The organism is Dactylosporangium sp. NBC_01737, from assembly GCF_035963215.1.
In the GTDB taxonomy this organism is placed as follows: domain Bacteria; phylum Actinomycetota; class Actinomycetes; order Mycobacteriales; family Micromonosporaceae; genus Dactylosporangium.
The window spans coordinates 1,762,772-1,784,685 of the sequence record NZ_CP109153.1; the positions used below are offsets into that span (position 1 = coordinate 1,762,772).

A 21,914-nucleotide genomic window follows, 5' to 3' on the forward strand; every position below is an offset into this window, starting at 1 on the left:
GCCGCGTAGCAGCCACCCCCGCTGCGCGGCAGGGTTACCCCCGCTGCCGACGCGAGACACCGACAGGGAGATACGGATGGCGAAGGGCGACGCAAAGGCCCGGACGCACACAACACGGGCCACGCCTGAACCCGCGTTCGTGCAGCTGCTCACCCCTGAGGGAGACCGGGTCGAACACCCCGACTACACGGTCGACTTCACCGATGACGAATACCGCTCGCTGTACCACGACCTCGTCGTGGTCCGGAAGCTCGACGCCGAGGCGACCGCCCTGCAGCGCCAGGGTGAGCTGGGCATCTGGGCGAGCCTGCTCGGCCAGGAGGCCGCGCAGGTCGGCTCGGGCCGGGCGCTGCGCACGCAGGACATGGCATTTCCGACCTACCGCGAGCACGGCGTGCTCTACTGCCGCGGCGTCGACCCGATCGCGCCGCTGACCTTGTTCCGCGGGGTCGACCAGGGTGCATGGGACCCGAACGAGTTCAAGTTCGGCATGTACACGATCGTCATCGGCGCGCAGACCCTGCACGCGACCGGATACGCGATGGGCGTCAGCAAGGACGGCAAGGTCGGCTCCGACGACGGCGAGGCCGTCATCGCCTACTTCGGCGACGGCGCCACCAGCCAGGGCGACGTCAACGAGGCGTTCATCTGGGCCTCGGTCTTCAACGCCCCGCTGGTGTTCTTCTGCCAGAACAACCAGTATGCGATCTCCGAGCCGCTCGAGCGGCAGACGCGCGTTCCGCTGTACCACCGCGCCAGTGGCTTCGGCTTCCCCGGCCTGCGGGTCGACGGCAACGACGTGCTCGCCTGCTACGCGGTCACCCGCAAGGCCCTCGACGACGCCCGTCACGGGCAGGGCCCCTCGCTGATCGAGGCCTACACGTACCGGATGGGCGCCCACACCACGTCGGACGACCCGACGCGCTACCGCATCGCCAGCGAGGTCGAGGCCTGGCAGGCGAAGGACCCGATCAAGCGGCTGCGGGCGTTCCTGGAGAAGCAGGGCATCGCCGGCGACGACTTCTTCGCCGCGGTCGACGAGGAGGCCCGCGTCTCCGCCGCCGAGCTGCGCGAACGCGTCCTCACCATGCCCGACCCGGACCCGCGGACCCTGTTCGACCATGTCTATCCGCACGGCTCGCCCGAGCTCGACCAGCAGCGGGAGCAGTTCAGCAAGTACATGGCGTCGTTCGAGGGGAGTGGGCACTGATGGCCGAGACCCTGACGATCGGCAAGGCGCTCAACACCGGCCTGCGCCGGTCGATGGAGCGCGACCCGAAGGTCCTCATCATGGGCGAGGACGTCGGCAAGCTCGGCGGCGTCTTCCGCATCACCGACGGCCTGCAGAAGGACTTCGGCGACGAGCGCGTCATCGACACCCCCCTGGCGGAGTCCGGCATCATCGGCACCGCCGTCGGCCTCGCGATCCGTGGCTACCGCCCGGTGTGCGAGATCCAGTTCGACGGGTTCGTCTACCCGGCCTACGACCAGATCGTGTCGCAGGTCGCGAAGATGCACTACCGCTCCCAGGGCAAGGTCCGGCTGCCGATCGTCATCCGGATCCCGTTCGGCGGCGGCATCGGCGCGGTCGAGCACCACTCCGAGTCGCCCGAGGCCTACTTCGCGCACACCGCGGGGCTGAAGGTCGTCTCGTGCTCCAACCCCGACGACGCGTACTGGATGATCCAGCAGTCGATCGAGTCCGACGACCCGATCATCTTCATGGAGCCCAAGCGCCGCTACTGGGAGAAGGGCCAGGTCAACGTCGACGCCGCGAGCGCACCGCTGCACGTCTCGCGGGTCGCGCGGGCCGGCACCGACGCCACGCTGCTCGCCTACGGGCCGATGGTCCGCACGGCGCTGGACGCCGCGACCGCCGCCGCCGAGGACGGGCGCGAGCTGGAGGTCATCGACCTGCGCACGCTCTCCCCGCTGGACATGGCTCCGGTGTACGAGTCGGTGCGCCGCACCGGCCGCGCGATCGTCGTCCACGAGGCACCCGGCAACCTGGGTCTCGGTTCGGAGATCGCCGCCCGGATCACGGAGGAGTGCTTCTACTCCCTCGAGGCGCCGGTCCTGCGCGTCACCGGGTTCGACACGCCCTACCCGGCCGCCCGCGTCGAGGAGGAGTACCTGCCCGATCTGGATCGGGTGCTCGACGCCGTCGACCGCTCGTTCGGGTTCTAGGGGGACGCGCAGTGACGGTCAAAGAGTTCAACCTTCCCGATCTCGGCGAGGGCCTCACCGAGGGCGAAATCCTGAAGTGGCTGGTCAACGTCGGCGACACCATCGAGCTCAACCAGCCGATCGTGGAGGTCGAGACCGCGAAGGCGGCGGTCGAGATCCCCGCCAAGTGGGCCGGCAAGGTCGCCACGATCTTCCACCCCGAGGGCACCATGGTCGAGGTCGGCGCCCCGATCATCGCGATCGACACCGACCCCTCAGGCAGTGCTGCCATGCCGGTGCCTTCGGCAGCATCGCTGGCCGCGGTCGACATCGCCGGCGACGCGCCGGTCGAGCCCGGCATGATCGGCGGTCCCGCGCCCGGTGGCCGCACCGCCGTGCTCGTCGGCTACGGCCCGAAGACCGCCGCCGCGAAGCGCCGGCCAAGAACAACGACAAATGCAACTGCGGCCTTGGTACAACCGGAGCCTCCCGCTCCGCCCGTAGCGCCGGCCGCGATCACGGTCGAGTCCCCGGGCGGGACGCGCCCCACGCCAGGGTCCGTGTTGGCGAAGCCCCCGGTCCGCAAGCTCGCCCGGGACCTGGGCGTGGACCTGGTCGGCATCGCCGGCAGCGGCCCCAACGGCTCGATCACGCGCGACGACGTGCTGTCCGTGTCGTCGCCCGCCGGCGCCGCGACGGCGCCGGCGGCGCCGGTCAGGGTCGGCCGCGAGGAGCGGATCCCCGTCAAGGGCGTGCGGAAGCTGACCGCCGAGAACATGGTGGCCAGCGCCTTTACCGCGCCGCGCGTCACCGAGTTCCTGACGGTCGACGTCACCCGCTCGATGAAGGCGCTCGAACGGCTCAAGGGCAAGCGCGACTGGCGCGACGTGCGGGTGTCCCCGCTGCTCATGGTCGCCAAGGCAGCCCTGGTCGCGCTCAAGCGCCACCCGATGGTCAACTCGTCGTGGCGCTCGTCCGACGGCGGCGCCCCCGCCGAGATCCTGGTCAAGCACTACGTCAACCTCGGCATCGCCGCGGCGACGGAGCGCGGCCTGATCGTGCCCAACGTGAAGGACGCCGACGCGCTCACCACCCGGGAGCTCGCCGACGCGCTCAACGCACTGGTCGCCACCGCCCGCGAGGGCAAGACGTCCCCGGCGGCGATGAGCGGCGGCACGTTCACGATCACCAGCGTCGGTGTGTTCGGCATCGACACCGGCACTCCGATCCTGCCCCCGGGCGAGTCGGCCATCCTGGTGTTCGGCGCCATCCGCGACACGCCCTGGGTCCACAAGGGCAAGATCAAGATCCGGCAGGTGACGACGCTCGGCCTGTCGTTCGACCACCGGATCATCGACGGCGAGCTGGGCTCGAAGTTCCTGCGCGACGTCGGCGCCTTCCTGGAGGACCCGGAGGGTTCGCTGCTCGCCTGGAGCTAGTTCAGACAGCAGTCCAATTCACGGCAAGTGGCCCGGCGCTGGTGCGCCGGGCCACTGTCATATGGCCGACGAACAGGGCGTTTACCCAGGCAGAACGCCTACGAATCGTCGGCGGGTGCGCCGCATCACTTGCTATTCGCTGGCTATGGATCTTCCAGTAGGCGTGTAATGAACGGGAAGCAAGTCAAGCCCTTACACGCAGTCAAGTCCCCTACACCGAGGAGCCAGCCGTGAGCACCTTCATGGAGCGTTACCGCGCCCGCCGCAACGCCGCCCGCCGCCTCGACGCGATCGAGCGCGCCATCGCCAAGAACCCGTCGAGCGCCCTGCGCGACGAACTCCACGCCATGCTCAGCCGAAGTTGAGCCTGCGCTCCACAGCCCCGGCCATCACTCTCAGCCGCCCTGGTCCGAACCCTCCCCGGACCGGGGCGGCTGCTCGTTGTTCACCTATTCTGGGGGCGCTCACCGGCGAACCTGAGCCTCCGCTCTGCCATGTACGGTTCGGGTCGACTACGGTCGCAAGGGTCTGACCCACAGGAGGCACGATGACGTCCGACCAGCCCCACCCGTCCGAAGCGGACGAGGGTGCGGCGAGCGCGCCGAGCTCACCCCCGCCCGGCACGCCACCGGCCGGCACCGTGCGAGCCACCGCGTCGGTCCCCATGCCGACCAGGCCTCCTGCCCAACCGACGTCGCCGGCCGCACCGCCCACGCCCGCGACGTACGGCACGCCCGTCCCGCCCGCGGAGCCCGCCGCCGCGCCGCCCTTCACGCCGGCCGCGGCGCCGCCGCCTCCTGCTGTTCCGTCGAACGGGGAAGCCTCCGAGGACGGCGAGCAGCCGGCCCGCCCTGGGCCGTTCCCGCCGGCCGGGCCGTTCGCGCCGCCGCTTCCGGCCCGCGTGCCGCCGCCGCCGAACACGCCGCCCGGCCCGCCCGGCAGCTTCCCCGGTTTCACCCCTGCCGCACCGGCCGCGGACACGCCACCCACGCCGCCGACCGGCAGCGCCCAGGTTCCCGTCCCGGGCACCCCACCGAGCGCGAGCAGCCCGTCCGGCTCGGCGCAGGTTCCGGTGTCCGGCGCTCCGTCCTCCGGCGCCGCCCAGGTGCCCGTCTCCGGTATGCCCTCGTCCGGCTCGGCACAGATCCCCGGCGCACAGATCCCCGGCTCGGCACAGGTCCCCGGCTCGCAGGTCCCCGGTGCCGCGCAGGTTCCCGGCTCGCAGGTTCCTGGCTCCGCGCAGGTTTCCGGCGCGCAGTACGGCAACGCCCCGGTCTCCGCAGCCCCCGTCTCCGGCAGTGCGCGGACCTACGGCACCGCCCAGGTCTCCGGCAGCGCCCAGGTCCCCGGGGGCATCCAGCCACCCCCGCCCGGCGCGCCGCAGTCACCCGGCCAGCCGTCCCCCTACGGCACCGCCCAGGTCCCCACCTCGCCCCCACCGGTGCCCGGCGTCCCGTCCTCCGCTCCCCCGGCCACCTACGGCACGCCGCAGGCGTCCACCCCGCCGGCCACGTACGGCGCCCCGACCTCGGCGCCGCCCGCCACCTACGGCGCACCGACCTCTGCACCGCCGACCTCGGCGCCACCTGCCACCTACGGCGCACCGACCTCTGCACCGCCGACCTCGGCGCCGCCCGCCACCTACGGCGCACCGACCTCTGCACCGCCGACCTCGGCGCCACCTGCCACCTACGGCGCACCGACCTCCGCGCCCCCGGCCACGTACGGCACGCCGACCTCGGCGCCGCCGGCCGGCTATGGTTCGCCGCCCGCCTCCGCGCCCCCGGCGACCTACGGCGCGCCGACCTCGGCCACGCCCGGCGGCGAGGTCCCCGCCCCGCCCAACCTGGGCAAGATCCCGCCCGCGGCGTCGTACGCGGCCCGGGCCCAGGTCCCCCGGCGAGCGCACCGCCCGCGGCCGGCCCGACCTCGGCCCCGCCCGCCACCGGTGTCTACCAGGCGTCGGCGCCGCCGGCCACGTACCCGACGTCGGCTCCACCGGTGACCGGCTTCTACCAGGCCTCCGCACCGCCCGCCTCGAACGCTCCGGCGTCGGCGCCCCCCGCGTCCGGCCCGCCCGCGACCGGCATCTACCAGGCGGCGCCGCCACCGGCGACCGGCGTGTACCAGGCCTCGGTGCCCAGTGCCGCCGCCGGACCGCACTACAGCGACCTCGTCACCATGCCGGGCGACCCTCCGCCGCAGGCGGCGGCACCGGTGGGCGGGGATCCGGCCGTACCGACGCCGCCGGCCGCTCCCAAGAGCAAGCGCGGGCTCGTCCTCGGGCTCGTCGTGGTCGTCGTCGTCTTCCTGCTCGCGGTCGCCGGCACGGGCATCGTCGTGGCGCTCAACAACGCCGGCAGCACCAGTTTCGCGGTCAACTCGTGCGTCAAGCAGGACGGCGACTCGGCGAAGAAGGCCAGTTGCTCGGACAAGGACGCGTTCACCGTCGTGCAGAAGGTCGAGAAGCCGGAGAGCTGCTCGGACGCCAGCCAGCCGTACGTGGTGCTGCAGCACAAGGGCCAGAAGGACGAGGTCCTCTGCCTGCGCCCGGCCGCCCAGAAGTGACGTAGGCGCCCCGGTCCTTCCCGGGCCGGGGCCCTCGGAGGCACTCGGGCAGACTTGGGGTCATGACCGACCCGGCGCAGTCGCCACTGCTCAAAGCCCGCGTCCGTGCTCCCGAACTCCGCGGGCGAGGATGGCTCAACACCGACGGACTCACCCTGTCCGACCTGCGGGGCAAGATCGTCGTGCTCGACTTCTGGACCTTCTGCTGCATCAACTGCCTGCACGTGCTCGACGAGCTGCGGCCGTTGGAGGAGCGCTTCGCCGACGTGCTGGTGACCATCGGCGTGCACTCGCCGAAGTTCGAGCACGAGAAGGACGCCGCGGCGCTCGCGGCGGCCGTCGAGCGGTACGGGGTCGACCACCCCGTGCTCGACGACCCCGAGATGGACATGTGGCAGCAGTACGCGGCGAAGGCCTGGCCGACGCTCACCGTCATCGACCCCGAGGGCTACGTCGTGGCGACGATGGCCGGCGAGGGCCACGCCGAAGGGCTGGCGCGGCTGGTCGAGGAGCTGGTGCGCGTCCACGACGCGAGGGGCACGCTGCGTCGCGGCGACTCGCCGCACGTCGCGCCGAAGGGCGGCGACGAGACCGTGCTGCGGTTCCCCGGCAAGGCGCTCGCCCTCGCCGACGGGCACTTCCTGGTCTCGGACTCGACGCATCAGTCGCTGGTCGAGCTCGACGCCGACAACGAGACCCTGGTCCGCCGGATCGGCACGGGGCAGCGCGGCCGCAAGGACGGCACGGACCCGGAGTTCTCCGAGCCCGGCGGGCTGTGCCTGCTGCCGCCGCACGTCGCCGGGATCGCGGGGTACGACGTCGTCGTCGCCGACACGGTCAACCATCTGCTGCGCGGCCTGAAGCTCTCCACCGGCGAGGTCACCACGGTCGCCGGCAGCGGGCGTCAGTGGCGCGGCTCCGTCGACTTCGACGCGCACGACTCTCTCGCGGTCGACCTGTCCTCGCCGTGGGACGTGGCGTGGTTCGACGACCGGGTCGTGATCGCGATGGCCGGCATCCACCAGCTGTGGTGGTTCAACCCGGTGCAGCGCACCGCCGGCATGTACGCGGGCACCACCGTCGAGGCGCTGCGCGACGGCCCCCTGCACGAGGTGTGGATGGCGCAGCCGTCCGGGCTGTCCGCGGCTCCCGACGGCACGAAGCTGTGGATCGCCGACAGCGAGTCCAGCGCGATCCGCTGGATCGAGGACGGCCACCTGTCGACCGCGGCCGGACAGGGGCTGTTCGACTTCGGCCACGTGGACGGCCCGGCCGACCAGGCGCTGCTGCAGCACCCGCTGGGCCTGCTCGCCCTCGCCGACGGCAGTGTGCTCGTCGCCGACACGTACAACGGCGCCATCCGGAAGATCGCGAACAGCGTCGTGACCACGGTCGTCGACGGCCTCAAGGAGCCGAGCGACCTGGTGCTCACCACGACGGGTGACGTCGTGGTCGTCGAGTCCGGGGCGCACCGGCTCGTCCGCCTCGCGCCCGGCACCCTCGCCGCGGCGGGTGTCGACGTCGCGGGCGTGCGGCACCGCACCGAGCGCCCGTCGACGATGCTCGCACCCGGGGAGGTCGAGCTCGACCTGATCTTCGAGCCGGCGCCGGGGCAGAAACTCGACGAGTCGTTCGGCCCGTCGACCCGTCTCGAGGTGTCGGCCTCACCGCCGGAGCTGCTGCTCGAAGGCGCGGGGGTGACGCAGAGCCTGCAGCGCCGGCTGGTCCTGTCCCCCGATGTCACCGAGGGTGTCCTGCAGGTCGTCGCCCAGGCCGCGACGTGCGACATCGACGCGGAGTTCCCCGCCTGCCACCTGACCCGGCAGGACTGGGGCGTCCCGATCCGGGTCGTCAAGGACGGCGCCGCCCGCCTGCCGCTGGTGCTGCGCGGGCTGGACAAGACCCCCTGACAGACCTGCGTGATCACGGAACTCCACGGGGCCCGGGGCACCACGGAAGTTCCGTGATCACACGCGGAGGCGGGCCTCAGGCGAACGGGGTCGGGGAGACGCCGGCGGCCAGCAGCGCCGCCCGGACCGCTGACGCCATGGCCACCGCGCCCGGGGTGTCGCCGTGCACGCACAGCGACTCGAACGGCAGCGACAGCACGGAGCCGTCCACGGCGACGACCTCGCCGTCGACGGCCATGCGGACCGCGCGTGCGGCCACCGCCTCGACATCGGTCAGGACCGCACCTTCGGCGCTGCGCGGGACGAGGCGGCCGTCGGGAAGGTAGCCGCGGTCCACGAAGCCCTCGCCGACCACCCGCAGGCCGGCCTCGTCCGCCAGCCGGGCCAGGACCGAGCCGGGTTGGCACAGCACCGGAAGCTCCCGCAGGCGGGCGGCGGCGACGACGGCCGAGGCGTGGGCGGGGTCGACGGCGGCGGTGTTGTACAGGGCGCCGTGCGGCTTGACGTAGGAGATCGGGCCGAAGGCCGACAGGGCCCCGATCTGGTAGCGCAGCTCGTCGGTCAGCGTGGCGGGGTCGACGTCGATGCGGCGGCGGCCGAAGCCGGCCAGGTCGCGGTAGCTGACCTGGGCGCCGATCCGCACGCCGAGGTCGACGGCGCGGGCGCAGACCCGGCGCATCGTGCTCGGGTCGCCGGCGTGGAAGCCGCAGGCCACGTTGGCGCTGGTGACGATCTCCAGGAGGGCGTCGTCGTCGCCGAGGGTCCAGATGCCGAAGCCTTCGCCGAGGTCACTGTTGAGGTCCACGGAAACGAACGGTATCGCCCGGGCGCGCCTGGGCGAGCAGTGGCAGATCGGCCGGGTCGACGACGGCGACGACCGGGTATCCCCCGGTGGTGGGATGGTCGGCGAGGAAGACCAGTGGCTGGCCGGAGGCGGGGACCTGCACGGCGCCGAGGACGATGCCTTCGCTCGGCAGTTCGCGCTGGTGGCCGCGGGTGAGTGCCGGGCCGCACAGGCGGGCACCGACCCGATTGCTGTCGTTGCTGATGGTGTACGAGCCGGCGAGCAGCGCCGTCACGCCGGTGAAGTAGTCGTCGCGAGGACCCCAGGTGAGGCCGAGCGTGACGGGTCCGCCGATCGCGGGACGGGGTGCCACGTCCACAGTGGACGGGTCGCCGCCCGCAGCACCGATCGCGAGCACGTCGCCGGCGCGGACGACGGGTGGACCGAGCGCTGAAAGGGTGTCGGTGGCGCGGCTTCCCAGTACCGGCGGCGCAGCGAACCCACCGGAGACGGCAAGATAGCCACGCAGGCCCGCGACCGCGCGCCCGACCTCGACGCGGTCGCCTGGGCGGAACGCGACAGGAGCGTTGATCGGCGCGGGCCGTCCACCGACGCGCAGCGGCGCCGCGGCCCCGGTGAGCGCCAGGGTGCCGGCGAACGGCAGCGTCGCGGCGAACGGGCCGAGCGTGATCTCCAGGCCGGCGCAGGTCGCGGGGTTGCCGACGAGCCGGTTGCCGAGCTGGAGGGCGGGCTGGTCGAGGGCGCCGGAGCGGGGCACGCCGAGGTGCGCGAACCCTGGCCGCCCGAGGTCCTGCAGGGTCGTCAACGGCCCGGCGACCTCGACTCGCAGTGCCCTCACGCGGCCACGAACCTGACGGTGCGGCCCGGGGTCAGCAGCGCCGGCGGGGTGCGGTCGATGTCGAACAGGACGGTGTCGGTGCGGCCGACGAGCTGCCACCCGCCGGGTGACGCGGTGGGGTAGATCCCGGCGAACTCGGCGGCGAGCGCGACCGACCCTGCCGGGACGCGGGGGCGGGGGCTGTCCAGGCGCGGCACGGACCAGGGCAGGCCGCTGAGGTAGGCGAACCCCGGTGCGAACCCGCCGAACGCCACCCGGAACGCCACGCTGGTCAGGGTGGCGACGACGGCCTCTTCGGAGGCACCGACCAGCGTCGCGACCTGGCCGAGGTCCGGCCCGTCGAAGGCGACCGGGATGTCCAGGTCGTCCGCGGCGGCGGGTACCTCTGACGGGGGTGGCCAGGAGCGCAGCGTCGCGGCCAGGCTGGTGACTGAGGACACCCCGTCGAGCAGCACGGTGTGTGCGCCGGGGACGATGTCAGTGACGTCGAGCCGGCCGGCGGTCCGCTCGGCGTCCAGCGCGGCGAACCACGCCAACGGGTCATCGACCTCGATCATCAGGGCCGACGTCCCGACGGTGCGGATCTCCATGACCGCCACCATAGACAACGGACACCATTTCTATACTTGCGAGTAACCTACGGTACCGTAACCTGGAGGGCGTGACAGTGAACACCGAGACCCGCCTGCGCCCGGTCGACCTCGGCAAACCCAGAATGCGTGGCTGGCTGCACACCTACGCGTTCGGCGTCGCCATCGTCTGTGGCATCGTGCTGTGTTCCCTCGCCGCCGCGCGGCCGGGCTGGTCGCCGTTCGTGAGCTGCCTCGTGTACAGCCTCACGGTGTGCGCCCTGTTCGGCACCAGCGCCCTCTACCACCGTCGCGTCTGGTCGCCCAAGGGCTACAAGCTGATGCGACGTCTCGACCACTCGATGATTTTCGTCTTCATCGCCGGTACGTACACGCCCTTCAGTGTGCTGCTCCTGGAAGGTCACACCGGCGACATCATCCTCGCCGTCGTGTGGGGCGGCGCCCTGCTCGGCGTCGGCATGAAGATGATCTGGCCGCACGCGCCGCGGTGGCTGTCCGCCCCGCTCTACATCGCGCTCGGATGGGTCGCCGTCGTCGTGCTGCCGGACATCCTGCACTCCGGCGGGGTCACGGCGCTGGTCCTGACGATCGTCGGCGGCGCGTTCTACACCATCGGCGCGGTCTTCTACGCGCTGCGCCGGCCCAACCCGTGGCCGACCGTGTTCGGCCACCACGAGTTCTTCCACGCGTGCACGCTGGTCGCCGCGATCCTGCACCACATCGCCATCTACTTCGCGGTGTATGCGAAATAGATGGCGATGTGGGAAGCACGTCAGTAGGTCCGGCGGCGGCGCTCCTCGATGACTTCCTCCCCCGACGGGGGGATCATCGTGCCACCGGCCGGGGGCGGCGGCGGCACCTGCCGCACCACGGTGCGCCGGCGCGAGTTCCAGAAGTACAGCGTCAGGAGCAGGCCGACCAGACCCGCGAGCTGGAAGATCCAGCCAATGGTGTCGAGGTTGAACGGCCCGAGGTCGGTGTCGTCCAGGCCGAACGTAAGGATCGCTCCGACAACGATCAGAAGGATGCTTCCGCCGATACCCATCGAGGGCCTCCAGGGCGTTGGGTTGGTAACCGTCTCTGCATGTCGGGGTTACCCACCTATGACGCGGCTCAATCGGGCACCCTGGACGGCATGACCGAGCGCACGCTGATCCTGCTCCGCCACGCCAAGTCCGTGGACCCGGATCCGTACCCGACCGATCTCGAGCGTCCCCTGAGCCCCCGCGGCCGCCGCGACGCCGCCGCGGCCGGTTCGTGGCTGCGCGACCAGGGCCTCCTGCCCGACCTGGTGCTCTGCTCGACGGCGGTGCGCACCCGGGAAACGCTGGAAGGCCTGGCGCTGGCCGAGGCTCCCGTGGTCTTCGAGCACCGCCTGTATCTGGGGCCCGCCCACGACACCCTCGACCTCCTGCGCAACGGCGCGCCGGACGTGTCGACGCTGCTGGTCATCGGCCACAACCCGACGCTGTCGATGCTGTCGGACCTGCTGGACCCGGATGCGCTGCCCGATGAGGGGCTGGCGACGAGCGGGATCGCGGTTCATTCGGTGCATGGCGCCTGGCGCGACCTGGAGACCGCCGCGCTGAAGACACACCACACTTCCCGGGGCTGATGCGGCACGGACGATGACCGCGCTACCCGGTCGCGCCGCCGAAGACTGCGCGGAACCACCAAGGCCGCAGCCGTGTCGGATTTTCTATTACGGGCATGACAAACGGGCACAGAAAAGCGGGAGGGCGCCATTGCCCTCCCGCCAGCTTCTGTTCGAAACAGCTAGAACGAGTCCTCGGACAGATCCATCGCGTCCAGGGTGGTGGCCTCGATGACCCGGCGGTCCGAGCCGGTCCGCGGCAGCACCTCGCGGGCGAAGAACTTCGCGGCCGCGATCTTGCCCTCGTAGAAGGCGGTCTCGGTGGTGCCGGCGGCCAGGGCCTTGAGCGCCACCTCGGCCTGGCGCTGCAGGAGCCAGCCGACGACGACGTCGCCGAGGGCGAGCAGGAAGCGGCGGCTGTTGAGGCCGACCTTGTACAGCGCCTGCTGGTCGCCGGCCTGGGCCTCGCCGAGCCAGCCGGTGAAGATGCCCAGCATGCTCTGCACCTCGGTGAGCGCCTTGCCCAGCGCGACCCGCTCCACCTTGAGCTGGCCGTTGCCGCCCTCGGCCTCCAGGAACTGCTGGATCTCGGCGGCGACGGTGAGCAGCGCCTTGCCCTGGTCCTTCACGATCTTGCGGAAGACCAGGTCGAGGCTCTGGATCGCGGTGGTGCCCTCGTAGAGAGTGTCGATCTTCGAGTCGCGGACGTACTGCTCCAGCGGGTAGTCCTGCAGGAAGCCGGAGCCGCCGAAGGTCTGCAGTGACTCGTGGCCGAGCAGCTCGTAGGCGCGCTCGGAGCCGACGCCCTTGACCAGGGGCAGCAGCAGGTCGTTGACCCGCTTGGCGATCTTCGCGGCGGCGGCGTCGCCGGACGCCTCGGCCAGGGCGACCTTGTCCTGCCAGGACGCCGTGTACAGCACGAGGGCGCGCAGGCCCTCGGCGTAGGACTTCTGCAGCAGCAGCGAGCGGCGCACGTCGGGGTGGTGCATGATCGTGACCCGCGGCGCGGCCTTGTCGGTGCTGGCGAGGTCGGCGCCCTGGACGCGGCTCTTGGCGTAGTCCAGCGCGTTGAGGTAGCCGGTCGAGAGGGTGGCGATGGCTTTCGTGCCGACCATCATCCGGGCGTACTCGATGATGAGGAACATCTGACGGATGCCCTCGTGCACGTCGCCGAGCAGCCAGCCCTTGGCCGGGACGCCATGGCCGCCGAAGGTGACCTCGCAGGTCGTGGAGACCTTGAGGCCCATCTTGTGCTCGACGTTGGTGACGAAGGCGCCGTTGCGGTCCTTGAGCTCGCCGGTGTCGCCGTCGAAGTGGTACTTCGGCACGACGAAGAGCGAGAGCCCCTTGGTGCCGGGGCCGCCGACGCCGGGCGTGTCGACCGGGCGGGCCAGGACGTAGTGGACGATGTTCTCGGCGAGGTCGTGCTCACCGCTGGTGATGAAGCGCTTGACGCCCTCGATGTGCCAGGAGCCGTCGGCCTGCGGGATCGCGCGGGTGCGGCCGGCGCCGACGTCGGAGCCGGCGTCGGGCTCGGTGAGCACCATCGTGGAGCCCCACTGGCGCTCGACGAAGAGCTTCGCCCACTTCTTCTGCTCCTCGGTGCCCTCGATCCGCAGCGTGTTGGCGAAGGAGGGGCCGGATGCGTACATCCAGATGGGGGCGTTGGAGCCCAGGACCATCTCGGCGAGGGCCCACCACAGCGCGCGGGGCGCGGCGGTGCCGTCGAGCTCCGGCGGCAGGTCGAGGCGCCAGAATTCGGCGGCCATGAACGCCTCGTACGACTTGCGGAACAACTCGGGCATCTTCACCGAGTAGGTCGCGGGGTCGTACACGGGCGGGTTGCGGTCGGCATCCGTGTAGCTCGCGGCGAGGTCCTCGCGGGCGAGCCGGTCGACCTCCGCGAGGATGCTGCGGGCGGTGTCGACGTCCAGGTCGCCGTAGGGGCCCTGGCCCATGACCTTGTCGACGCCGAACACCTCGAAGAGGTTGAACTCGAGGTCCCGCAGGTTGCTCTTGTAATGGCTCATCGCGGAGTGGCCCCCGTCTCTGGGTCGCTTTTGTAGATCGAGCATGGACGACCGAGGTTACCAGTCGGTAACAGGAATCTTATTACTCGACAGTAACCTCCGGCAACCCGCCCGGATGGGTGACAGCGATCACATGTCGGCTCACCTGGGCGCACGCTATCTCGGCAGGTCAGGGTGACCCGTGAGTAGCAGAGGGTGGCAGATGAGTAGCACGAGGGGAGCACGTGCGCACGACACGCCGTCACCCGCGGGTGATGTGATCGTTGACCGGTTACTCGCAGTCAGAAGGAGGGCACCGCGATGATCGTCCGGATGATGGGCTCTCTGTTCGCTCCCAAGTACCCGCGGTTCTACACCGGCCGGCACCGCGCCCCGATGCGGCGCTTCGTCCCGCGCCCGCGCGCCGTCACCGAATAGGGCCTCAGCCCACGGTCGTCGCTCCGGCGCCGCCGATCTCCCAGCTGGGGACCGTCGCCGGAGCCTTCACACCCTGGTATTCCACCAGCACCAGCGCGATGTCGTCGTCGAGCCGGCCGCGCACCCACTCCAGCAGCGCGCTCTCCAGCGAGGCCAGCCCGTCGCCGACGGTGCCGTGCCCCAGTAACCGCTGCGCCCGCTCCGCCGTCGGGAAGAACTGCCCGTCGCGGCGCGCCTCGGCCAGCCCGTCGGTGAAGAACAGCAGCCGGTCGCCCGGCTCCAGCCGCTCGACGCGCGGCTTGACCACCGGCATGAAGCCCAGCGGCGGCGCGTTGGACGGCGGGTCGAGCGGAATGACCTGGCCGCGGCGCAGCAGCAGCGGCGCGGGATGCCCGCAGTTGACGATCGTCAGCGTGCCGCCGCGCTCCTCGATCAGCGCCGCGGTCACGAAGTCCTCGTCGCCGACCGACCGGGCCACGGCGCGGTCCAGGTCCGCCACGATCGCGCGCAGGTCGGCGCGCTCGAAGGCCACGTGCCGATATGAGCCGAGGACGATGCTGGCGAGGCGGACCGCGTCCAGACCCTTGCCCCGCACGTCACCGATGATCATGCGGACGCCGTACGGGGTGTCCAGCGCCTCGTACAGGTCGCCGCCGATGTCTGCGGCGGCGCTGGCCGAGATGTAGCGGGCGGCAATCGTCAGCGGCCCAAGCTGCGGCCCGAGCGGGCGCAGGACGGCCTGCTGCGCCACGGAGGCCAGCTTCGACAGCTCCGCATACCGGGCGATCTGGCGCTGCCGGATGGCGCCGACGGCGGAGGCGATGCCGGCGGCGAGGACGACCGCGCCGAGGTTCAGCAGCATGACCAGGGTGCGGTCGCGGTGGTGCATGAGCTCGATGGAGCAGAACACCAGGGCGAGGACGGTCGAGGCGCTGCCGACCGCGAGGACCTCCGGCCACGACGCGAACGCGGCCGCGAGGAACGGGGCGGCGGCGAGGAGCCCGACGTAGTTGGCGTCGGTGCCGTCGGCGACCTCAGCGGCCAGGACCAGGCAGAGCAGCACGAAGGCCGCGCCGACTCCGGCGCGGGCTTCGGGAAGCAACGGTCGTTTCATAGGTCCGATCGACAGCATGCCACCAACGAGCCGCCGAACCGCTCAAACAAACGGCCGGGATCGCCCTTACTTGAGTACCTCGTACCGAGCGTTGATCACTCCGGCACTCACCGAAGCGATCGTGACGAACGCGCCACGGGCAAGGTCGAGGCACCGCCCGCTGACGAACGGTCCGCGGTCATTGATCCGCACGACGACGGATTTCCCGTTGGCCAGGCTGGTGACCCGGACGCGGGTGTTGAACGGCAGCTCTTTGTGCGCGGCCGTCAGTCCGTTGGGGTCGAAGCTCTCGCCGTTGGCGGTGCGCGACCCGGTGTCGTAATAGGAGGCCTTGCAGGTGCCGGTGCTCGTCACGGCGCCACCCGTGGCACCCGGCGTCTTGCTCGTCGATGGCTTCTTCGTCGGCGACTTGGTCGCCTCCGGGGACTTGCTGACCTGCGGCGATGCCGAAGGCGAGGCAGACGGGGAGGCCGACGCCGAGGTCGAGGGCCGGTCGCCGCGGTCCGCACGGTCGGCCGGGCTGCGACTGCCGTCGATCAGATCACTGGCGGCGGTCGGCTTGGTGTCATCCGATCCCATATTGACGGTCGCTACTGCGCCGCCGATAAGGGCGATCGCCGCGACGGTGCCGGCGATCAATGGGATGAGATGACGTCGGGACATTGCGGTATGTCGGCCGGACAACGTCAGCACCCTTCGTTGACAGCATGGCCGTGACCGAACGTATCGGCCCCTCCCGGGCGTCAGTCAAACCGAAGTGCCGTGTGCGTGGGGATTTGGCGGGATAGGTCCGGCCGAACGGCTGATACGACAAGGAGCCGAACGGCCGACCCTTCCCGCGCGGTCACCCAGCGCGGACGATGGCGGCGATACGCTCCGCAGCGCCTTCGACCGGAATCTCCTCTTTCTCGCCGGTCTTGCGGTCGCGGATCTCCACCAGGCCGTCGGCCAGCCGCTTGCCGACCACGACGATCGTCGGGACGCCGAGCAGCTCCGAGTCGTTGAACTTCACCCCGGGCGAGACGTCCTTGCGGTCGTCGAGCAGCACCTCGAGGCCGGTCGCGGCGATGGCGTCGGCGAGCTGCGCGGCGCCGGCCTTGATCTCCTCGGTCTTGCCGGCGGCGACCACGTGCACGTCGGCCGGCGCCAGCTCGCGGGGCCAGCACAGGCCGCGGTCGTCGGCGGTCTGCTCGGCGACCACGGCGATCGCGCGGGACACGCCGACGCCGTAGGAGCCCATCGTCACCGTGACGGCCTTGCCGTTCTGGTCGAGCACGGTGAGCCCGAGCGCCTTGGCGTACTTGCGGCCGAGCTGGAAGATGTGGCCGATCTCGATGCCGCGGGCCAGCTCCAGGACGCCGCCGTCGACGGGGCACAGGTCGCCGTCCTGGATGCGGACCGCCTCGACCGTCCCGTCGGGGGTGAAGTCCCGCCCGGCGACCAGGTGCATCACGTGCTTGCCGGGCTCGTCGGCGCCGGTGATCCAGCTGGTGCCGTCCACGACCCGGGGGTCGACCAGGTACCGGATGCCGGAGGAGCCCTTCTCCCCCAGGACGCCGGGGCCGATGTAGCCCTTCACCAGCGCGGGGTGCTGCTGGAACTCCGCCTCGGACATCGGCGCGACCTCGGCGGGTGCCACCTGGGCCTCCAACCGGCGCAGGTCGACCTCGCGGTCACCGGGCACGCCGACCGCGAGGGCCTCACGCTTGCCGTCGGGCAGCGTCAGCATGAGCATGACGTTCTTCAGCGTGTCGCCGGCGTCCCAGGCGCGGTCGTCGCGGCGCAGGTCGTCACGGTCGTTGAACAGCGCGACGAGCGTCTCGATCGTAGGCGTCTCCGGGGTGTCCACGACCTGCGCGGCGGGCTGGCCTTCGATGGCGACGGCAGCGGGCGCGGGGGTGGTGACCGCCTCGACGTTGGCGGCATAGTCGCCGTTGGTGCAGCGCACGAAGGTGTCCTCGCCGATGTCGCAGATCGCGAGGAACTCCTCGGAGGCGCTGCCGCCCATCGCGCCGCTGGTCGCGGAGCAGACGACGTAGTCCAGGCCGAACCGGTCGAAGATCTTGGCGTAGGCGGACCGGTGCCGCTGGTACGCCGCGGCCAGCCCGTCGTCGTCGACGTCGAAGGAGTAGGAGTCCTTCATGAGGAACTCACGCCCGCGCAGGATGCCGGCCCGGGGCCGCGCCTCGTCGCGGTACTTCGTCTGGATCTGGTACAGCGTGAGCGGCAGGTCCTTGTAGGAGGAGTAGAAGTCCTTCACGGCGAGCGTGAACATCTCCTCGTGGGTGGGGCCGAGCAGGTAGTCGCCGCCGCGGCGGTCCTTCAACCGGAAGAGGTTGGCGCCGTACTCCGTCCAGCGGCCCGTCGCCTCGTAGGGCTCGCGGGGCAGCAGCGCGGGGAAGGTCAGCTCCTGACCGCCGATGGCGTCCATCTCGTCGCGGATGACCCGCTCGACGTTGCGCAGCACCCGCAGGCCCATCGGCAGCAGCGTGAAGATGCCCGGGGCGACGCGGCGGACGTAGCCGGCGCGCACGAGCAGCCGGTGGCTGGTCACCTCGGCGTCCGCGGGGTCCTCACGCAGCGTCCGCACGAACAGCGTGGACATCTTCAGCACCATCAGATTCCGCCCTACTTCTCCAACAGGCACTTCTCAAACAGGCCTTCGGCGACGATACCCGCACGACTCCGGTGCGTGACTAGCGGGTTTTGCCGGGCGCACGTGACGCGGGAGGGCGTCACCCGGCTCGCCACGGCGGTCGGCGACGGCGTGCAGCGCTCGGTCAACCGCGCCCGGCTCGCCGAGCGCGACCTCACCGTCAGCGTTCCGACCCGCGCCAGATCGTCGACGTGGTCAAGGTGATCGGCGGCATCGCCGAACAGACCAACCTGCCGGCGATGACGCTCACCGGCCTGGTCGGCCGGTTCAGGCGCTGAGGCCGCGGCTCAGCCGATCCTGGCCGGGTCGAGCACCATCAACCGGTCCCCGGACGGCCACCACGCCAGCGGGTGCGTCACCTGGCTGCGGAAGGAGTTGCCGGACGCCTCGGGCGTGCCGTAGGTGCCGACCAGTCCGCTGCGCAGGTCCCAGACCGCGGGCTGCCTCGGATCGTTCGGGTGCAGCAGGTTGAGCATCGTGCCACCGACCAGCCAGCCGTCGGAGAGGGTGGTCGGGTCGAACCCGTTCGTGGTCACCTGCCACGCGCCGTCGGTGCCCTGGGCGAACCGGAGCCGGTTGTCGTCGATGCCGAGCCACGTGTCCTGGTCCGCGGCGGTCCACCACGGCGACGGCTGCGACCGGGCAACCGGCGTGCGACGCTCCCCGGTGACGAGATTCCACGCCGACGGCTGCGGCGTGCCCATCGGCCCAGCGGTGACCGCCCACGGCCGCCTGGCGATCTTGAAGCCGTCCGAGCCCGCGATTTTCGCCGGTGTACCGCCATCGAGCGGCACCCGCACGATGCCGCCGCCCGTGAGCGACGAGCCGTACATCGCCCCTGCGGCGACCACGACCCGTTCACCGGTGTCCTGGTCCGAGGTCCGGAACCGCCGCTTGCCCGTGCCGTCGGCGCGCATCGACCAGTACTCGAACGTCTGCGAGCCGTCCTTGCCGAACGCGTACGCGCTCCAGACGATCAGCCCGTCGGCGGCCGTGAACCCGCCCGGCCAGTAGCCCTGCGCGCTGGGCGGGTCGGGCAGCTCGGTGAGGATCCGTTCGGTGCCGGTGCGCAGGTCGTACGCGGCGAGCGAGGACACCTTGTCGACGCCGGTGCGGATCGCGAGCAGCATCCGGTGCTCGTCGAGCATCGTGATCGGCTCGTTGGCGCCCTTGCCGAACCGCGCCGGGACGCTGAGGACCGCCTGCGGCCAGACCGGCCCGCTCAAGGGTCGTCCTGAGCTGCTCTTCCACCATCATCGGCTCCTGACCTCGGCGGGACGGTGCGCTTCCAGCCGCGCCCGCAGCGTCTCCAGTCCGCGCGCCGCCTGGCTGCGCACCGTGCTCCTGGCGATGCCCAGCAGCACCGCGATCTCGTCGTCGTCGAGCTGCTCATCGCATCGCCTCCACTGTGTAGAGACGCACGGGCGCCGATCTGCTGCACGCGTGCCGGATTCGTGCCGCCTACAGGCACGACGGCCTCCACGCGGCCAGATCCGGCAAAGACTTCGCCGGTTGTCAGATTTGAAGAACCTTCAGTTATCGCGCTGCTACGTTGAGTAACTATCCGGGTGTTGAGCGCCTCCCATGCAGGGATTTGCGCCCACCGAGCACTCCCATCCCGTGTGGACTGACGGAGGAGAAACTCAAGTGCACGTCTACAAAAACTCGCGCAGCGGCAGGATAGCGGCGCGCGCCGGCGTCGTCCTGACGCTCACGGCGGCCAGCCTGGTCGTCACAGCCCTGCCCAGCGCCGCGGCCGTCGCAACGCCCGCCCAGAACCGCATCGCCAGCGGTGGCGGATTCACCCTGGACATCGCGAACTCCGGTATCGTCGCCCAGTCGGCCGCCAACATCCAGGTGCAGTTCCAGGTGCGGAACCCGGCCGTTCCCAGCTCGCTGACCTGCGCCGCGACGGCGGCGTCCCCTGCGGCCGTGACGGCCAGCGCCAGCAATGTCGTCCAGTCCGGTGTGGTCAACGTCGCCGCCGCCACCTCCGTTGCCGCCGGCACGGCGACTGTCACCGTCCCCGCTGGGCTCGCCCTGCCGGCGGGGGTGCCCAGCGCCGACTTCAACGTGTGCATCTACGACAACGCCGCCGCAGGCGCCCTGATCGGCGAGACCCTCACCGCAACTCCGGCATCGATCCTCACCGTTGTGACGCCGGTGACCACCACCCCGAACACGGGACCGACCACGGGCGCCAACTCACTGAGCGTCGACTCGGCGGCACCGATCTTCGCGTCGGGCAGCACCTATGTGCAGTTCCAAGAGGTCACCGCGGGGTCGGTGTGCGCCCCGACACTCACCTCGATCACCAACAGCGCTTCGCTCATCGCGCCCACGGCAGCCGCGGCACGCGTGCTCACGGACTACAAGCTGACGGTCGGCCTGCCGGCGCTCACCCTGGTGTCGGACACTGACGCGTTCCACACCTGCGTCTACAGCGGCACCACGATCGGCGGCTCCGGCAGTCCGCTGATCGGCGCCTCGGCGTTCTCCGGCGGTCGGTACACCGTCGCCCCCGGCGCGACGGTCACCGGCGTCAGCCCGATGGCGGGTCCGCCGCAGGGTAACCAGAACGTCCTGATCACCGGCACCGGCTTCCCGACCGACGGCGTCAGCCTGCTGGACGTCCGCATCGGCGGCGTGCAGCTGACGAACATCACGGTGTCCGCCGACGGCGCGAGCCTCCGCGGCAAGACCGGGGCGCACTCGGTCGGCGGCCCGTACGCCGTCACCGTGACCACCGCGGGCGGCACGTTCATCGGCCAGAAGGCCACCTACACCTACTCCAACGGCCTCACGGTCACGCCGAAGGTCGCGCCGAACGGCAAGGCCACCGCCACCGACCTCGACATCTACGGCACCGGCTTCTCGGGCATGGACTTCAGCTCGTCGACCGGCCTGGACCCCAACGCGGCCAAGGCACACGTCTACCTCGTCAAGGGCGTCTACAACCCGGCGGCGGGCAGCCCGACGACCACCAAGACCAACGGCCAGACCGCGGAGTGCACCGACGTCCTCGTCCTCAGCGACAGTGAGCTGATCTGCAGCATCTGGACCATCGGCAACTTCTACACGCCGGCCAACCGCACCACCACCGGGTGCACCGCCGCCACGGTGGTCGCCACCCTGACGATTGCCGGCGCCTGCTCGATCACCGCGGCCGACGTGGGCTCCTACGTCAGCGGCACCAACATCAAGCCGAACACCACCATCGTGTCGGTGGTGGGGACCGCGGTCACCTTGTCCCAGACGGTCAACGCGGTCGTTCCGGGCACCGACACCCTGACCATCGGTGTCGGCAAGCCGCTCACCGGCGGCACCTACGCCGCCAGTGAACTGTCGGGCGGCACCGGGCACACCTTCACCGTCGCGGACGTCGGCAAGGTCGTCACCGGCACCAACATCCCGGCGGGTACGTACATCACCGCGTTCAACGCCACCACCAGCAAGGTGTCGCTCAGCAAGGCGCCCACGGGCACCGTCGCCAACGTGCAGCTGTTCAACACGTCGCTGGTCCCGAGCGGTGTCTACACCGTGACGGTCGTCAGCAACGGCGCGATCGGCGCGCAGACGACGGTCGGCTACAGCCAGTCGATCATCACCAGCGGCTCGACCTTCACGGTCGCGGACTACAACTGACCCGCAGCCCCATCACGACGGCGGCCCGGAGCGCAGCACTGGCTCCGGGCCGCCCCGCGTAGCGGCCGGGAAAGCCGACGAACACTCGCTTTCCGGAAACTCACAGTAGCTTCAGTGTTACTTTGTGTGAGCAAACGAGGTT

Annotated in this window: 20 protein-coding genes; 11 read left to right on the forward strand and 9 right to left on the reverse strand. The window is 71.0% G+C overall.

The annotated features are described in order from the left end of the window. The first annotated feature begins 76 nt into the window (after positions 1-76). From pdhA to OHA72_RS07645, 7 genes are all read left to right on the forward strand, one after another. Positions 77-1,210, forward strand: a complete 1,134-nt coding sequence (gene pdhA / locus OHA72_RS07615; protein WP_327007136.1) for a pyruvate dehydrogenase (acetyl-transferring) E1 component subunit alpha — start codon at positions 77-79, stop codon at positions 1,208-1,210. Beyond that, complete coding sequence (locus tag OHA72_RS07620; RefSeq protein ID WP_327011494.1) at positions 1,207-2,187, forward strand: alpha-ketoacid dehydrogenase subunit beta; 981 nt, start codon at positions 1,207-1,209, stop codon at positions 2,185-2,187. Before pdhA ends, OHA72_RS07620 begins: the two co-directional genes overlap by 4 nt. Positions 2,188-2,198: 11 nt before the next feature. Beyond that, entirely contained in the window at positions 2,199-3,605 is a 1,407-nt protein-coding gene (locus OHA72_RS07625; protein WP_327007137.1) for a dihydrolipoamide acetyltransferase family protein, read from the forward strand. Positions 3,606-3,835: 230 nt separating this feature from the next. Next, a complete protein-coding gene (locus tag OHA72_RS07630; RefSeq protein WP_327007138.1) occupies positions 3,836-3,970 on the forward strand; it encodes a hypothetical protein in 135 nt (44 codons plus the stop codon). 182 nt (positions 3,971-4,152) lie between these two features. Then, entirely contained in the window at positions 4,153-5,610 is a 1,458-nt protein-coding gene (locus OHA72_RS07635) for a hypothetical protein (protein ID WP_327007139.1), read from the forward strand. Next, the gene (locus OHA72_RS07640) at positions 5,607-6,173 is read left to right on the forward strand and encodes an LppU/SCO3897 family protein (protein WP_327007140.1); all 567 of its coding nucleotides are present in this window, start codon (positions 5,607-5,609) and stop codon (positions 6,171-6,173) included. The genes OHA72_RS07635 and OHA72_RS07640 overlap by 4 nt, the downstream gene beginning before the upstream one ends. Positions 6,174-6,235: 62 nt before the next feature. Then, positions 6,236-8,083, forward strand: coding sequence for an NHL domain-containing thioredoxin family protein (locus OHA72_RS07645; protein ID WP_327007141.1), 1,848 nt, complete (start codon positions 6,236-6,238; stop codon positions 8,081-8,083). A 76-nt stretch (positions 8,084-8,159) separates the two neighbouring features. Here the strand turns inward: OHA72_RS07645 and OHA72_RS07650 are convergent, their stop codons facing one another. From OHA72_RS07650 to OHA72_RS07660, 3 genes are read right to left on the reverse strand one after another with little or no spacing between them, the layout of a single operon-like run. Next, entirely contained in the window at positions 8,160-8,888 is a 729-nt protein-coding gene (locus OHA72_RS07650) for a LamB/YcsF family protein (protein ID WP_327007142.1), read from the reverse strand. Then, positions 8,872-9,825 (reverse strand): 5-oxoprolinase subunit C family protein, encoded by a 954-nt coding sequence (locus OHA72_RS07655; protein ID WP_442788531.1) that lies wholly within the window; start codon positions 9,823-9,825, stop codon positions 8,872-8,874. The genes OHA72_RS07650 and OHA72_RS07655 overlap by 17 nt, the downstream gene beginning before the upstream one ends. After that, on the reverse strand, positions 9,723-10,316 hold the full coding sequence (locus OHA72_RS07660; protein ID WP_327007144.1) for a 5-oxoprolinase subunit B family protein: 594 nt from the start codon (positions 10,314-10,316) through the stop codon (positions 9,723-9,725). Before OHA72_RS07660 ends, OHA72_RS07655 begins: the two co-directional genes overlap by 103 nt. 125 nt (positions 10,317-10,441) lie before the next feature. Here OHA72_RS07660 and trhA point away from each other — a divergent pair, with 125 nt between their 5' ends. Beyond that, positions 10,442-11,068, forward strand: coding sequence for a PAQR family membrane homeostasis protein TrhA (gene trhA, locus OHA72_RS07665; protein ID WP_442788702.1), 627 nt, complete (start codon positions 10,442-10,444; stop codon positions 11,066-11,068). A 20-nt stretch (positions 11,069-11,088) separates the two neighbouring features. Here trhA and OHA72_RS07670 read toward each other — a convergent pair whose 3' ends face one another. Continuing rightward, positions 11,089-11,361, reverse strand: coding sequence for a DUF6458 family protein (locus OHA72_RS07670; protein ID WP_327007146.1), 273 nt, complete (start codon positions 11,359-11,361; stop codon positions 11,089-11,091). 90 nt (positions 11,362-11,451) lie between these two features. On the opposite strand from OHA72_RS07670, the gene OHA72_RS07675 reads away from it, so the two are divergent. Beyond that, positions 11,452-11,931, forward strand: coding sequence for a SixA phosphatase family protein (locus OHA72_RS07675; RefSeq protein WP_327007147.1), 480 nt, complete (start codon positions 11,452-11,454; stop codon positions 11,929-11,931). A gap of 161 nt (positions 11,932-12,092) precedes the next feature. On the opposite strand, the gene OHA72_RS07680 is transcribed toward OHA72_RS07675, so the two are convergent. The 4 genes from OHA72_RS07680 to OHA72_RS07695 all read right to left on the reverse strand — a co-directional run bounded on the left by OHA72_RS07680 (position 12,093) and on the right by OHA72_RS07695 (position 18,088). Further along, entirely contained in the window at positions 12,093-13,940 is a 1,848-nt protein-coding gene (locus OHA72_RS07680; RefSeq protein ID WP_327007148.1) for an acyl-CoA dehydrogenase, read from the reverse strand. 421 nt (positions 13,941-14,361) lie between these two features. Further along, complete coding sequence (locus OHA72_RS07685) at positions 14,362-15,471, reverse strand: PP2C family protein-serine/threonine phosphatase (protein WP_442788532.1); 1,110 nt, start codon at positions 15,469-15,471, stop codon at positions 14,362-14,364. Between the two features lie 66 nt (positions 15,472-15,537). Beyond that, positions 15,538-16,155: a septal ring lytic transglycosylase RlpA family protein gene (locus tag OHA72_RS07690; RefSeq protein ID WP_327011495.1), complete on the reverse strand. Its 618-nt coding sequence runs from the start codon at positions 16,153-16,155 to the stop codon at positions 15,538-15,540. A gap of 160 nt (positions 16,156-16,315) precedes the next feature. Next, positions 16,316-18,088, reverse strand: coding sequence for a proline--tRNA ligase (locus tag OHA72_RS07695; protein ID WP_327007150.1), 1,773 nt, complete (start codon positions 18,086-18,088; stop codon positions 16,316-16,318). Between the two features lie 75 nt (positions 18,089-18,163). Here OHA72_RS07695 and OHA72_RS07700 point away from each other — a divergent pair, with 75 nt between their 5' ends. Continuing rightward, entirely contained in the window at positions 18,164-18,331 is a 168-nt protein-coding gene (locus OHA72_RS07700; RefSeq protein WP_327007151.1) for a hypothetical protein, read from the forward strand. An 83-nt stretch (positions 18,332-18,414) separates the two neighbouring features. Here the strand turns inward: OHA72_RS07700 and OHA72_RS07705 are convergent, their stop codons facing one another. After that, positions 18,415-19,353: a hypothetical protein gene (locus tag OHA72_RS07705; protein WP_327007152.1), complete on the reverse strand. Its 939-nt coding sequence runs from the start codon at positions 19,351-19,353 to the stop codon at positions 18,415-18,417. Between the two features lie 421 nt (positions 19,354-19,774). Here OHA72_RS07705 and OHA72_RS07710 point away from each other — a divergent pair, with 421 nt between their 5' ends. Beyond that, positions 19,775-21,772 (forward strand): IPT/TIG domain-containing protein, encoded by a 1,998-nt coding sequence (locus OHA72_RS07710; RefSeq protein ID WP_327007153.1) that lies wholly within the window; start codon positions 19,775-19,777, stop codon positions 21,770-21,772. The last annotated feature ends 142 nt before the right edge of the window (positions 21,773-21,914 follow it).